11 protein-coding genes and 1 tRNA gene are annotated in these 13,711 nt (G+C 55.3%); 7 read left to right on the top strand and 5 right to left on the bottom strand.

All coding sequences use genetic code 11. From position 1 onward, the window contains the following. Window positions 1-3 precede the first annotated feature (3 nt). Complete coding sequence (locus SACSAC_RS10315; RefSeq protein WP_037285959.1) at window positions 4-1,296, top strand: glycoside hydrolase family 125 protein; 1,293 nt, start codon at window positions 4-6, stop codon at window positions 1,294-1,296. A gap of 782 nt (window positions 1,297-2,078) precedes the next feature. On the opposite strand, the gene SACSAC_RS10310 is transcribed toward SACSAC_RS10315, so the two are convergent. The 5 genes from SACSAC_RS10310 to SACSAC_RS10290 are packed head-to-tail and all read right to left on the bottom strand — an operon-like array spanning window position 2,079 to window position 6,783. After that, window positions 2,079-2,792 carry a GntR family transcriptional regulator gene (locus SACSAC_RS10310; protein WP_037285953.1) on the bottom strand — a complete coding sequence of 238 codons (714 nt, stop codon included), beginning with the start codon at window positions 2,790-2,792 and terminating at the stop codon, window positions 2,079-2,081. An 8-nt stretch (window positions 2,793-2,800) separates the two neighbouring features. Next, window positions 2,801-3,817 (bottom strand): sugar kinase, encoded by a 1,017-nt coding sequence (locus SACSAC_RS10305; protein WP_037285950.1) that lies wholly within the window; start codon window positions 3,815-3,817, stop codon window positions 2,801-2,803. Beyond that, entirely contained in the window at window positions 3,810-4,589 is a 780-nt protein-coding gene (gene dagF, locus SACSAC_RS10300) for a 2-dehydro-3-deoxy-phosphogluconate aldolase (RefSeq protein ID WP_037285947.1), read from the bottom strand. Before dagF ends, SACSAC_RS10305 begins: the two co-directional genes overlap by 8 nt. Before the next feature lie 3 nt (window positions 4,590-4,592). Further along, window positions 4,593-5,705, bottom strand: coding sequence for a DgaE family pyridoxal phosphate-dependent ammonia lyase (locus tag SACSAC_RS10295; RefSeq protein WP_037285940.1), 1,113 nt, complete (start codon window positions 5,703-5,705; stop codon window positions 4,593-4,595). Beyond that, window positions 5,671-6,783 carry an amidohydrolase/deacetylase family metallohydrolase gene (locus SACSAC_RS10290; protein ID WP_037285936.1) on the bottom strand — a complete coding sequence of 371 codons (1,113 nt, stop codon included), beginning with the start codon at window positions 6,781-6,783 and terminating at the stop codon, window positions 5,671-5,673. Before SACSAC_RS10290 ends, SACSAC_RS10295 begins: the two co-directional genes overlap by 35 nt. Window positions 6,784-7,192: 409 nt before the next feature. Here SACSAC_RS10290 and guaB point away from each other — a divergent pair, with 409 nt between their 5' ends. From guaB to SACSAC_RS10260, 6 genes are all read left to right on the top strand, one after another. Beyond that, window positions 7,193-8,650 (top strand): IMP dehydrogenase, encoded by a 1,458-nt coding sequence (guaB, locus tag SACSAC_RS10285; RefSeq protein WP_037285933.1) that lies wholly within the window; start codon window positions 7,193-7,195, stop codon window positions 8,648-8,650. A 418-nt stretch (window positions 8,651-9,068) separates the two neighbouring features. Beyond that, window positions 9,069-10,493 carry a D-alanyl-D-alanine carboxypeptidase family protein gene (locus SACSAC_RS10280; protein WP_037292611.1) on the top strand — a complete coding sequence of 475 codons (1,425 nt, stop codon included), beginning with the start codon at window positions 9,069-9,071 and terminating at the stop codon, window positions 10,491-10,493. A gap of 93 nt (window positions 10,494-10,586) precedes the next feature. Next, entirely contained in the window at window positions 10,587-11,468 is an 882-nt protein-coding gene (gene pdxS / locus SACSAC_RS10275) for a pyridoxal 5'-phosphate synthase lyase subunit PdxS (RefSeq protein WP_037285930.1), read from the top strand. A gap of 7 nt (window positions 11,469-11,475) precedes the next feature. Beyond that, complete coding sequence (gene pdxT, locus SACSAC_RS10270) at window positions 11,476-12,081, top strand: pyridoxal 5'-phosphate synthase glutaminase subunit PdxT (protein ID WP_037285928.1); 606 nt, start codon at window positions 11,476-11,478, stop codon at window positions 12,079-12,081. 7 nt (window positions 12,082-12,088) lie between these two features. Next, window positions 12,089-13,372 carry a serine--tRNA ligase gene (gene serS, locus SACSAC_RS10265; protein WP_037285925.1) on the top strand — a complete coding sequence of 428 codons (1,284 nt, stop codon included), beginning with the start codon at window positions 12,089-12,091 and terminating at the stop codon, window positions 13,370-13,372. A gap of 142 nt (window positions 13,373-13,514) precedes the next feature. Continuing rightward, window positions 13,515-13,603: transfer RNA gene (locus tag SACSAC_RS10260), tRNA-Ser, on the top strand. Window positions 13,604-13,711: the final 108 nt, after the last annotated feature.

Genomic DNA, 13,711 nt, shown 5'->3' with positions numbered 1-13,711 from the left:
TCCATGAACACGACAAAAACTCTGCCTGCGGCAGTCGAACGTTATCTCGAAGAAACCGACAAGCGGCTCGCGCATCATCCCAAGCTTCAGCAAGTTTTCCGCAACTGTTTCCCGAATACGCTGGAAACGACGACCAAGCTGCTCGACGACGGCACGACTTTCGTCTATACCGGCGATATTCCGGCCATGTGGCTGAGAGACTCGGTCGAGCAGGTGCGCCATTATATCCCGCTCGCCAAAGATGATGCCGACTTGCAGCGCATCATCGAAGGACTGATCGCGCGTCAGCTTTTTTACATCAATATCGATCCGTACACGAACGCGTTCAACGAAACGGCGAACGGACGGCATTACCGCGATTCCGACGATTGCGAGCTGAGCCCATGGATGTGGGAACGCAAATACGAGCTCGACTCGCTGTGCTTCCCGGTGCAGCTGCTGGCGCAGTACTGGCAGGAAACGGGCCGCACCTCCATGTTCGACGACGATTGTTACCGGGCGCTCAGCAGCGTCGTGCGCGTAATCGCCACCGAGCAGCGGCATGACGAGAAATCGCCGTACTTTTTCCGCCGCGATACGAAGCAGGACACCGAGACGCTGTACAACGACGGACGCGGCATGCCGACCAACTACACCGGCATGAGCTGGTCCGGCTTCCGCTCCAGCGACGACGCGTGCGAATTCGGCTACAATATCCCGGCCAATATGTTCGCTGTGGTGATTCTTGGCCATATCGAGCGGATCGCGTCGGAAATCTACAAAGATGCCGAGCTCGCTGGGCGTGCCGCGAAATTGATCAAAGAAATCAACTTCGGCATCCAGCGCTACGGCATCGTCGACCATCCGAAGCACGGCAAAATCTATGCGTTCGAAACCGACGGCTACGGCAACTTCTCGCTGATGGACGACGCCGGAACGCCGGGCCTGTTGTCGATCCCGTACATCGGCTACGTCGGCACGGACGATCCGATCTACCAAAATACCCGCCGCTTCGCGCTGAGCTTCGATAACCCGTTCTATTTCGAAGGCAAGCACGCCAAAGGCATCGGCAGCCCGCACACCCCCGGCGGCTACGTCTGGCATATGGCGCTGTCCATGCAGGGACTGACGTCCGAAGACGACCAGGAAATCAAAGACCTGATCGAAACGCTGCTCGCCACCGACGCCGGAACCGGCTACATGCACGAAGGCTTCCACCCCGACGACCCGAGCGACTTCTCCCGCGAATGGTTCGCCTGGTCCAACAGCCTGTTCGCGACGCTGGTGGTGAAAGCGATGGAAAAAGGATTGGTCTGATCTAAGCAAACTAAAAAACCACGCTTCCCTAACCTTTGGGAAGTCGTGGTTTTCTTTTACCGACATATGCGGCCTAATCGACAATCTGTGCGTAGGGCAACCCCTTAACTCGCCGACTCCGATCCAAAAAGACGCACGACGGATCCCAGCAAGCATCGTTTTCGAAAAATAGCTACCTCGCTTCACGCAGTCGAGCTGCCAAGTTGCACTTTTTGCAAGATTACCGCTCCAAAAAGCCAACCTTACCCGTCCAAATTGCAAAATCTACAACATTCCACTCCATTTACCGCTTCAAAAGCACAATAGTGCCCCATAATGTTGCATTTTCTACAACTCCAACAAGCTTACGAGCCTTTTTGAACCGAAAATCTTGTATAATCTGCAACTATACATCGAACATCCACACATTACATGTCCTAAAAAGCAACCTACAACCTTCCGACACCCTAATCCCGAAGCTACATTGACAAAAAAGCAGCCTGGAAGCCCCATAAACGAAAATACATGCCGCCTAAGCTTTACACGTTGCTTTTTCGTCAACGTAGCTCAAAAAACACGATAATCCCACACTTTACATTGCCTAAAAAGCAATCTCCACACCTGCCAAATCCCAGCCCGCTCTAATCCCTTAAACCAACTCCAACAAACCTTAGTCCTTTTTCTTTTGCTTTGCTTTTTTCTCTTTTCCCTTACCCAACTCCCCGCGCATGGCCCAGCTGCGAGCCGGTTTCGAACCGAAGCGCAGGTCGAAACCGGCTCGCGGCGTCTCCCATGCGCTCTCCTCACACCTCATAATTCACGACATACGGATGCATACCCGCCCGATAATACCCTTCGCTGCACTCCGCGGCCCGACCCTGCTCGTCATAAGCAAACCGCAACCTTTTCAGCAGCGGAGTTCCCGGCGGGATTCCCAACGAATCGGCGATCCCGACGTCCGGCGATCCGACTGAAAATTCGTCGCGCATCCGCGCGATCGCGATTCCCTGCTCCTCCAGCCAGCCATACAGCGACTGTCCTTGAAGCCCCGACTCCGCCGGGTCCTCCGCGCGGGCAGGCAAATAATGCGTGTAATGAATATACGGCACATCATCCAGCGTATACAGCCGTTCGATCCGCAAACACGACTCGCCGAACAATTCCCGCAGCCGGCCTTCCGCTCCGGTACGAATGGTTTCCGCGTGCAGCAGTTGTTTGCCGATCCGATGACCTTCCTCCACCAGAATCTCCGTAAACCTTTTCCAAGTAGAGAGTTTAGAGGTCGAGGTATTGCGGCTGACCCGTGTGCCTTTCCCGCTGCTCGTCTCCAAATACCCTTCCTGAACGAGCAGCTTGACCGCGTTGCGAACCGTAATCTTGCTGACCGCGAATTCTTCTTCCAACTTCGGCTCCGGCGGCAAATACGAGTCGAGCGGATACTGGCCGTGTAAAATGCGATCTTTGAGAATGCCGTGAATTTTGAGGTACAGCGGTTGTTTGGTGCGGCTTGTCGCCATAAGGTTTCCTACCTTTCTATATCGCCGATTCCTTCCATCATCGCCCGGAAAATTTGCGCCTCCGACGAAAACGGCGTGTCGCCCGCAATCGTATGCGCCAGCATGGAAGCGGCGGACGCGAACCGGACCGTCTGCTCCGGCGCGAAGTCCGACAGCGTCCCGTGGATAATGCCGCTTGCATACGCATCGCCCGCGCCGATCCGGTCATACACGGGGAACGTCAACGGATCGGCAAAATAAAAGGCGTCTCCGGTATGTAGATAGCCCAGCAGAGAGTGCTGACCGTTTGCTTCGATGTGACGATGGGTTCCGGCGATTGTCGCGATATTATACGTCTTGGCCACGGAAGGAATCAACTCCTGAAGCTGATCCGGCCGCTCCGTTGAAGAAACCGGCAGTCCGAGAATATGGATGGCGTCGTTTTCGTTCATACATACGATATCGGCAAAATGCAGCATTTTTTCATACCACGGACGCGCAATCGCATATCCGTCTTCGCCCCAGAGCGCAGGACGGTAGTTGCAATCGAAGATGACGGTTTTTCCCGCTGCCTTCACCGCTTCCGCGAAAGTCAGCGCATTGCGCCGCACCGTGTCGTTCATGGCAAGCGAGATGCCGCAAAAATGCACGGCGTCGACCGAGCTTGCGATATCGGCAAACGGATAGATGCCTTCGGCGGCGGTGTTGAAGCTGCTTTGCGGACGGTTGGAGTAAGTGACCCGGCTGGGACGCGCCCCGAAGCCCGTTTCAAGAAAATACATGCCCAGATACAAGCCGTCCCTGCGAACGAAATCGGGCAGCAGCCCCAGTTTGCGCAGATTGGCTTCCGCCGCGTCGCCGATCGGGTTGTCCGGCAGCGTCGTCACTGGAAGTGCTCGGTGACCGAATCGCGACAGCGCCGACAGTACATTAACGCCGCTGCCGGAGTAGGAGACTTGCAGCGTATCCGTTTGCGACAACAGCCGAAGACCCGGAGTCTCCAGCCGCATCATCACTTCGCCGAACGCCGCTACCGTTTTAGGCATGGCGATCGACCAGCTTTTTCATGACCTCCAGCAGCTCGCGCACGTCGGTCACGATCGTATCGCCGCTTGCCGAATCGATGATCGACGAGTAGACGTGGGGGATGATCTGCGGCACGCCGGCTTCGAGCGCGATTTGCAGAATCGGACCGAAGTTGTCTTTGTCGATGCCGCCCGTCGGTTCGAGCGCGAAGTTTTCTTCGCCGCAAGCTTCCGCAACCGCACGATACTCGGCTTCGAGCGCCAATCCTTTCATCGGGAAATATTTCAGCGCGCTGCCGCCCATGTCCCGAACGAGCGCAATCGCGGCTTTGACCGGAACGATCGCCTGATCCGGCGCTGCCGCGCTGAACGGTCCGGTGGACAAGTTCACGTAACCCGGTTTGCCGCAAGGAGAGACGAGCGCGTTGATCCAGCCCGGCGTTCCGTTCAGATTCGCGTGAGTCGCGCCGACCGACGGAAACACCTGATTGATATGGCTGCCTGCATAGTGACGCGCGATCTCGGCTACCACCTGCGCTTGACGGTTATCGCCCGCGCCGAGCCCGATAGACACCGCATCTTCGATATCGCGGCCGTATTGTCGCATCGCGTCGATGGCTTCGGGTACCGTTTTATAAGCTTTAGACAGCACGCCGACCAGCACATGGCCTTCGGCCGCTTCGAATACGTCTTTGGCGTTTTGCACGCTTCCCGCCAGCACGTTGAGCGCCGCGCGGCCGTTATAGAGGCGTTTGAGGATCGGAGCTTCGGTAGTTTGGATATGAGTGGTCATGGTTTAATTTCCTCCTTTTAAAAGCAAAAGTTCGCGCAGTCTGCGTTCGATCACTTGCATATCGTCGCCCAGCAGCGGTCTCGGATCGATATCGAAATAGCCTTGCCGCGCCCCGTAATCCCGCGTGTATACGGCGATTTCGCCATTTTGCAGACCGTCTACCGTTTGCACCGCGTCGGTTCCGGCGAGCATCGGATCGATCTTGATGCGAGCCCGGTAAATGGTGCGTCCGGCTTCGTCCTGCACGATGCTCACCGTTACGCCGTCCAGTTCGCCGAGCGGCAGCAGTGCGTTCAGCGCTTCGCGTTCCTGCTCGCTGGTGTCTTTTTTATCCAGATATTCATCCAACGCTTGCAGCAGGCCGAACGTTGTTTCTTTGCCGACCTTCATGCTGCGCCCGATGCCGTGCAGTTGGACTTTGACCTGCTCGATAAGTGTGCGTTTGCCCGCTACGAGGCCGGAGGTCGGGCCTTCGATCGCTTTTGACCCGCTGAAAATGACCAAGTCCGAGCATGATGCATACCGCTGCAAATCCTCCTCGGCCGCCGCGTCGACGATTAGGGGAAGATGCAGTTTTTGCGCCAGCGCCCACGTTTCTTCGACGGAAGCCATGTTTTTTTGCACGGCGTGATGGGATTTGACGTATAAAAGGGCGGCGGTGCGCTCGGTAACGACTTCTTCGACCTGGCGGACGGTGCCTTCGTTGGCGTAACCGGCTTCGACGATCCGGCCGCCGCCGAGATAAACCATCGTTTCGACGGGAGCGCCGTATTGAACATTATGTCCTTTGAGCATCACGATCTCGTTTTTGAGAATAGGGGACTGGTGCAGGCGCACGCTGCGGCCGCGATCGCCTTCCGTCACGATGCCCGCGACGGAGAGAGCGATGCCGCTGGATGCCGAGTTGACGACGAGCGCCGATTCGAAGCCGATTTGGTTTGCGATCCGATCGCCTGCTTTGTCGACCAAATCCGCGATCTCGACATAGCTTTGACCGCCGATGCGCATTGCGTCCATCACTGTATCGCTTGGTGCGGACACGCCGAGAATACTCATTCTTCCGCTGGCGTTGATGACGCGTTTAAGCCCGTATTTGGCATGCAAGGTACTTGCCATGGATAACCACTCCTTCAGCTTGGATAGTTTGTGTCGATGTGCGGGTGAAGCCTTCCGAATCGGTGAGGACGGACGGCGTATTTTTAATGGAAAACAAAGTTAAGTTGGCGGGATCGCCCACCTGAATCCGACCGAGTTCGGGACGCTTCAGCCAGGCGGCGGGGCGGGAGGTGACCGCGCCGATGACCTCTGCCAGCGTGTAGCCGAGCGTAAGGAATTTGGTCAACACGTTCGCCATCCCGTAAACGGGCCCGTTCAGACGGTTGCCGCGATAAATATCGGTGCTGATGGTATCGAACGCGATTCCGGCACTGCGTGCTTGATCGGCCGTTCGAAACGAAAAGCTCGCGGTGCCGTGGCCGACGTCCAGTTTGACCCCTCGTTTGGTCGCGTCCGTCAGCACAGGCAGGGGAGAACCGTCATGATCGAACAGGTTGTTGGCTTTGCCGTTCAGGTAATGCGTGACGATATCGCCTTTTCGCAGCAGGGGGATCACGTCTTCGATGGCAGGCGGAGCGGAACCGATATGCGTCATGATCGGCAGTCCGGTTTCCTCGCTCAAGCCTACGGCCAGCCGCAAAGGCTCTATGCCGTTGCCTCGCACGACGCTGCTGCTGATTCTTGCTTTTAACCCTACAATAAAGTCGGAATGCTCGCGGATGGCTCGAAATACTGCTTCCCGATCGACCCATTCCAGCTGCGACAGCTCGTCGGTTCGTTGGAGACCAATACGCGATACATTAAGAAAGGCGAATAATCGGGTGAGGCTACTCGCACGGCTTGCGGCTAGTTCACCGATCCGATCCGCGCCGCAGCTTCCCGCGTCGACAATGGTCGTGCAGCCGCAATTCACGCCGATCGCATCGACGGAATCGCCGTACGGCTCGAACTCCGGAAACGCATGCACATGCATATCGATCCAACCGCTGGATACGTACAACCCTTCGCAATCGAGAGTGTCTCCGCCGCTTGCCGTGCCGGGATCATGCAGACTGTCAATCCGGCCGTTTTGAATTTTGAGGTCTGCGATCCGGTCGTCCGGGAACCGAACATGCCGCAGCACAAAGTCTTGATTCATGGCGCACCTGCTTTCTGGTAGGAGTCTCCATTTCAAGATAACACCGCTTTTTGGAAAAAACAATATAACGTTATAATGTTTAAGAATACAGAGTATGAAAATATGCGAGGTTTTCAGGCTGAGGTTATGGGGAGCCGTGCCCCCGAATAAGGGTGCGCTCGGATAAATTCGCGTACGTGTATTAATGAAGAAAACGTTTCAAAATCAGCCTGATTGTCCATGCTGAGCGGACAATGTTCCGACTCTTCCAATCAGCTGGAAATCGTGGAAAAACGCCTGTTTTTTCACCTTGACAGCCCATACCCCCTTTGCTAAGATTGCAATAATATATTTTCAGAAAAGCCCTTTCAGCTTTCCATATAAGGAAAAAACGGCGGTTAGGACAAGATAAAAAAGGAGGCAAAATCGGGTGTGGAATAGCAAGTTTGAAAAAGAAGGTCTGACGTTCGACGACGTGTTGCTGGTTCCGAGAAAGTCGGAAGTTCTGCCAAAGGAAGTCAGTGTGTCCACGAAATTGAGCGAAAAGGTACAATTGAACATTCCGCTGATCAGTGCCGGCATGGATACGGTAACCGAAGCGGTATTGGCGATCGCCATCGCGCGCGAAGGCGGCATCGGCATCATTCATAAAAATATGTCGGTCGAGAAGCAAGCGGACGAAGTCAACCGCGTAAAGCGTTCCGAAAACGGCGTTATTACCAATCCGTTCTTCTTGAGCCCCGATCATCTTGTCTCCGATGCAGAGGTCCTTATGGGCAAGTATCGGATATCTGGCGTTCCGATCGTCGATGAACAGGAAAAGCTGGTCGGCATCCTGACGAACCGCGACCTGCGTTTCATCCACGATTACAGCATCGCGATCAAGGAAGTCATGACGCAGGAAAGTCTCGTAACGGCTCCTGTCGGCACGACGCTGCGCGAAGCGGAAGGCCTCCTGCAACAACACAAGATCGAGAAGCTGCCGTTGGTTGACGAGAACAACGTGCTCAAAGGTCTGATTACCATTAAAGACATCGAAAAAGCGATCCAATTCCCGAACGCGGCGAAAGATTCGCAAGGACGCCTGCTTGTCGGCGCGGCCGTCGGCGTATCCAGCGATGCGATCGAGCGTATTGATGCTCTGGTAACTGCGGGCGTTGACGTCATCGTAGTCGACTCGGCACACGGACACCATATCAACATCATCGACGCGGTTCGCAATATCCGCGCTCGTTACCCGGAACTGACGATCATCGCAGGCAACGTCGCGACGGGCGAAGCGACTCGCGAACTGATCGAAGCCGGCGCTTCGGTCGTTAAAGTCGGCATCGGTCCAGGCTCCATCTGTACCACCCGCGTCATCGCCGGTATCGGCGTACCGCAAATCACGGCAATCTACGACTGCGCAACCGTCGCTCGCGAATACGGCATTCCGATCATCGCCGACGGCGGCATCAAATACTCCGGCGAAATCACCAAAGCAATTGCGGCCGGCGCGCATGCCGTCATGCTGGGCAGCATGTTCGCGGGAACCGAAGAAAGCCCGGGCGAATCGGAAATCTACCAAGGTCGCCGTTTCAAAGTCTACCGCGGCATGGGCTCCATCGCAGCCATGAAGCAGGGCAGCAAAGACCGTTACTTCCAGGATGATGACAAAAAGCTGGTACCGGAAGGCATCGAAGGCCGCGTCGCTTACAAAGGCGCTTTGTCCGACACGATCAACCAACTGGTCGGCGGCCTCCGCTCCGGCATGGGCTACTGCGGAGCCGGCAACCTCGACGTGCTGCGCAACGATACCCAATTCGTCCGCATCACCGGCGCAGGCTTACGCGAAAGCCACCCTCACGACGTTCAAATCACCAAAGAAGCCCCGAACTATTCGGTGTAATCTAATCTTTTCATTGTTGCATGTGCAATTCGAACGCGGCGCGCGGAAACTCTCCGCTCCCGCGTTTTTTTAGTTTTTTGCATTTTTAAAGGCCAAATCAGCCTAGCGGCCCGGCCAAATATCCGGGCCGCTCTTTTCCCAAAAAGCTCTTCCGAGCGTCGAGCCTAGGCGGAGGGGGAAATTCAGTGCAGGAGCGTTAGCGATCGCCTTTGCATTTGGGAAGCTCCCTTATATAAATCCAATCCAGCTTCCCAAATGCAACACGCGACCGAAACGAATTTCCCCCGCAGCCGCCTCACCATCGAACAGAAGTAACAGTTCAGCCGCCGCACAGGAAGACACGCCACATCACCGTGTGGTAGACTAAGGGAGTATGCCAGAAACTCAGCACGAGGGGAGTACTTATCCATTGAAACGCATGACCTCTACTTATAAAAGCAAAGTCGAAAAGAACCGGTTCGCTCAGCCGAAATTCCTGAAACGAAGCGCCGCTTCCGTTCTGCTTATCCATATGCTCTGCCTGTCCGTCGTTCCGGCCAACCTGGCCAGCGCGGCAGCGGATACGACCACTCAAACGACAACCACCGAAACCAAAGACGCCGCAACTCCGGCAGCTGCCGCTCCAAAAGCCATTCCGACTGTCGAAAGCCTCAATCTCGCCGTAAAGTCGGCTGTACTGCTTGAGCCGACCACGGGCGAAGTCATTCTGTCACTGGATGCCGAGACCGCATTGCCTCCGGCGAGCATGACCAAGATGATGACCGAATATATCGTCGCCGAACAGGTCAAGCAAGGAAAACTGAAGTGGGATGATGTCGTCACGACCAGCGCGAATGCCGCTGCCCAAGTGGGCTCGCGCGTATTCTTGGCCCAAGGCGACCAACATACCGTTAAGGATCTGTATATCGCCATGGCGATCGGCTCCGCCAACGACGCAACCGTCGCTTTGGCCGAGACTGTTGCGCCGACCGAGATGGAATTCGTGAAGCTGATGAACAGCGAAGCCAAGCGCATGGGCATGACCACCGCTCATTTTGCCAACTCGACAGGTCTGGATATTGCCGATATGCCGCAAGGTACTCAACCTGCCGACGGCAAAGAAACCGTGATGTCCGCGATGGACGCCGCAATTCTGGCGAAATACATCGTGACGGATCATCCGGACTTCAACGACTTCACGACAATCCAATCCTATCAGTTCCGCCCGGGCGACAGCGGCAGAATCGACAACCTGGACTGGATGCTCGAAGCTAACGCAACGGTTCCGAACTTCAAAGCTTACGCGTACGAAGGTCTGGACGGTCTGAAAACGGGTCATACCGCAGCTGCCGGCAATAACTTTACCGGTACGGCTATTCGCGACGGCATGCGCCTGATCAGCGTCGTGATGGGCACGGACGTCAATAATCAGGGTTCGCGTTTCGTCGAGACGCGCAAAGTGCTGGACTACGGCTTCAACAACTTCGAGATCAAAGAAATGGTCGCAGCCAATCAAGCGATCGAAGGCGAAGAGCCTGTAGCGGTAGCCAAAGGCAAAGAAGAGTCGGTAGCTTACGAGACGGCGGGAGCGATCAGCTTCGTTGTGCCTAAAGGCGCGGATGCGAGCGGTCTGAAAATGCAAAGCAGCCTCGAAGCCGGGCTTGAAGCTCCGATTGGCAAAGGCGACAAAGTCGGTACGGCTACTTACACCTACCAGGCGGAAGGCATGGCTGAAGCCCAGACCAAAACCGTCGATCTCGTAGCTTCGGCAGACGTGGAAAAAGCAGGCTGGTTCAAGCAATTGATGCGCGCAATCGGCGGATTCTTCTCCGACCTGTTCGAAGGCATCAAAAACCTGTTCTAAGTTACGGTAAATCCATTGTAAAGCGTCACCTGCTTCTATAGAATCAGGCCTTAAGAAGTTCCGAAAATTCGGAGAACACAGGGGGCTATGACCATGGAAGCAGGAACATCGCGCGTCAAAAGAGGAATGGCGGAAATGCAAAAAGGCGGCGTCATTATGGACGTCATGAACGCTGAACAGGCCAAAATTGCCGAGGCAGCGGGCGCGACGGCCGTAATGGCGCTTGAACGCGTTCCGTCGGATATTCGGGCAGCAGGCGGCGTGGCCCGCATGGCCGATCCGACGATCGTCGAAGAAGTCATGAAAGTCGTTTCTATCCCGGTCATGGCCAAAGCACGGATCGGTCATTACGTCGAAGCCAAAGTTCTGGAATCGCTCGGTGTCGACTACATCGACGAGAGCGAAGTGCTGACGCCGGCCGACGAAGTGTACCATATCGATAAACACGAGTTCACGATTCCTTTTGTCTGCGGAGCCAAGGATCTGGGAGAAGCGCTGCGCCGAATCGGCGAAGGAGCTTCCATGCTGCGGACCAAAGGCGAGCCGGGAACCGGCAACATCGTCGAAGCCGTTCGCCATATGCGCCTGATCAACGGCCAAATTCGCAAAGTGCGCAATCTGTCCAAAGACGAACTGTACGCGGAAGCGAAAAACCTGGGCGTTTCCTACGAAATCCTGCTGGGCATCCACGAGACGGGCAAGCTTCCGGTCGTGAATTTCGCGGCAGGCGGCGTAGCGACTCCGGCTGACGCGGCACTCATGATGCACCTCGGCGCGGACGGCGTGTTTGTCGGCTCGGGCATTTTCAAATCGGATAATCCGGAAAAATTCGCGCGCGCCATCGTGGAAGCGACGACGCATTACGACGACTATCGCCTGATTGCCGAAGTGTCGAAAGACCTGGGAGCGCCGATGAAAGGCATCGACATCAAGCAGCTCGCTCCGTCGGAACGCATGCAGGATCGCGGCTGGTAAACGGAATATGACAACTCAATCTCTCAAAATCGGCGTCCTGGCTCTCCAGGGCGCCGTTTCCGAACATATTCGCAGTTTGGAACGGGCAGGTGCGCAAGCCGTTGCCGTGAAAAAGACAGAGCAGCTTGATGAGCTGGACGGTCTGGTCATTCCCGGCGGCGAAAGCACGACAATCGGCAAGCTAATGCGAAAATACGGCTTTATCGAAAGTGTTCGGGAATTTTCGGATGCGGGCAAGCCGATCTTCGGCACATGCGCCGGACTGATCGTGCTTGCGAAAAAGATCGAAGGGCAGAAAGAGCCGCATCTGGGCCTGATGGATATGACAGTAGCTCGCAACGCGTTCGGACGCCAACGGGAAAGCTTCGAAATCGACCTGCCGATTACGGGAATTCAGCAGCCGGTTCGGGCCGTTTTTATACGTGCGCCGTTAATTCGCGAAATCGGTGCAGACGTCGAAGTGCTGGCGGTTTATAATGGAGAAATGGTAACGGCTCGGGAAGGGCATCTTCTCGTGTCGTCATTTCATCCGGAATTGACCGACGACTACCGACTGCACGAATATTTCACGCATATGGTACGTCAGTCCAAGACCGGAGAATCGAAAGGATGAAGCTCCCGTGCTGGATGTGAAAATACTTAGAAACGACTACGATCGGGTCAAGCAGGCGCTTGCGAACCGTGGCAAATCCGAAGATCTGATCGCTAATTTCCCGAGCCTCGACGGCGCGCGCCGCGAGAAACTTCAGGAAGTTGAAATTCTCAAAAACCGTCGGAACACCGTGTCCGGCGAAGTTGCAAAGTTGAAAAAGAACCGCGAGAACGCCGATGACCTGATCGCCGAAATGCGTCAGGTATCCGATCGCATCAAGGAATTGGACGAAGAAGTACGCGGTTTGGAAACGGAAATCGACGCAGTGACCATGGCGATTCCGAACATTCCGAATGATGCAGTGCCCGTTGGCGCATCGGAAGACGATAACGTGGAAATTCGCCGCGTGGGCGAGCCTCGAGAATTCGATTTTACGCCGAAAGCCCATTGGGAAACGGCGCAGAACCTCGGCATTCTCGATTTTGAAGCGGCGGCTAAAGTTACGGGCTCGCGCTTTACCTTCTATAAAGGACTCGGAGCCCGTCTGGAACGCGCTTTGATCAACTTTATGATGGACCTGCACAGCGAAGAACACGGTTACGAGGAAATGCTGCCTCCGTACATCGTCAATCAGGATAGTTTGTACGGAACGGGTCAACTGCCGAAGTTCGAAGAAGACCTGTTCAAGCTGAAGGATACGGAGTATTACCTGATCCCGACCGCCGAGGTTCCGGTTACGAACTATCACCGCGACGAGATTCTCGAAGCGGACGTTTTGCCGAAAAAATACATCGCGTACAGCGCTTGTTTCCGTTCCGAAGCGGGTTCGGCAGGACGCGATACGCGCGGCCTGATCCGTCAGCACCAGTTCAACAAAGTCGAAATGATCAAGATCGTGCATCCGGATCATTCCTACGACGAGCTGGAGCAAATGACGGCGAACGCGGAACGCGTGCTGGAACTGCTTGGTCTGCCTTACCGCGTGATCGTACTGTGCACCGCCGATATGGGCTTCACCGCGGCGAAAACGTACGATCTCGAAGTCTGGCTGCCGGAGAGCGGCATGTACCGCGAAATCTCGTCGTGCTCCAACGTCGAAGATTTCCAAGCACGCCGTGCGGGTATCCGTTTCCGCCGCGAGACGAAAGGCAAACCGGAATTCGTTCACACCCTGAACGGTTCGGGTCTGGCCGTCGGACGTACCGTAGCCGCGATTCTGGAAAACTACCAACAGGAAGACGGCAGCGTCGTGATTCCCGAAGTGCTCCAGCCGTACATGCGCGGAGTGAAAGTGATCGCGCCGCAAGCGTAATCGTCATATCTCATTATAGAAGGAAAAAGATAAAGTCCGTTCTCGACGCCTCAAAGCGCGCAGAGCGGACTTCTGTCTTGCATGAAGCCGAATAATGAAGTAGAATAATACATGTTGCACTTTTAAGATGTATTATGCCTCTGGAGAGGTACCGAAGCGGTCATAACGGGGCGGTCTTGAAAACCGTTAGGGGGCAACTCCACATGGGTTCGAATCCCATCCTCTCCGCCAGTTTTAAAATTTCCTTGCTGCATGTGTTTGCGGCGAGTCTAACCAAAACGCACATTATCGTTTACGACGGTACGGTGCGTTTTTTTGTTCGCGATTGTTCCTGCTTTT

It is taken from the genome of Saccharibacillus sacchari DSM 19268, assembly GCF_000585395.1.
In the GTDB taxonomy this organism is placed as follows: domain Bacteria; phylum Bacillota; class Bacilli; order Paenibacillales; family Paenibacillaceae; genus Saccharibacillus; species Saccharibacillus sacchari.
Note: the sequence above shows the minus strand (reverse complement) of the source record. Positions and strands in the feature narration are given on the sequence as shown.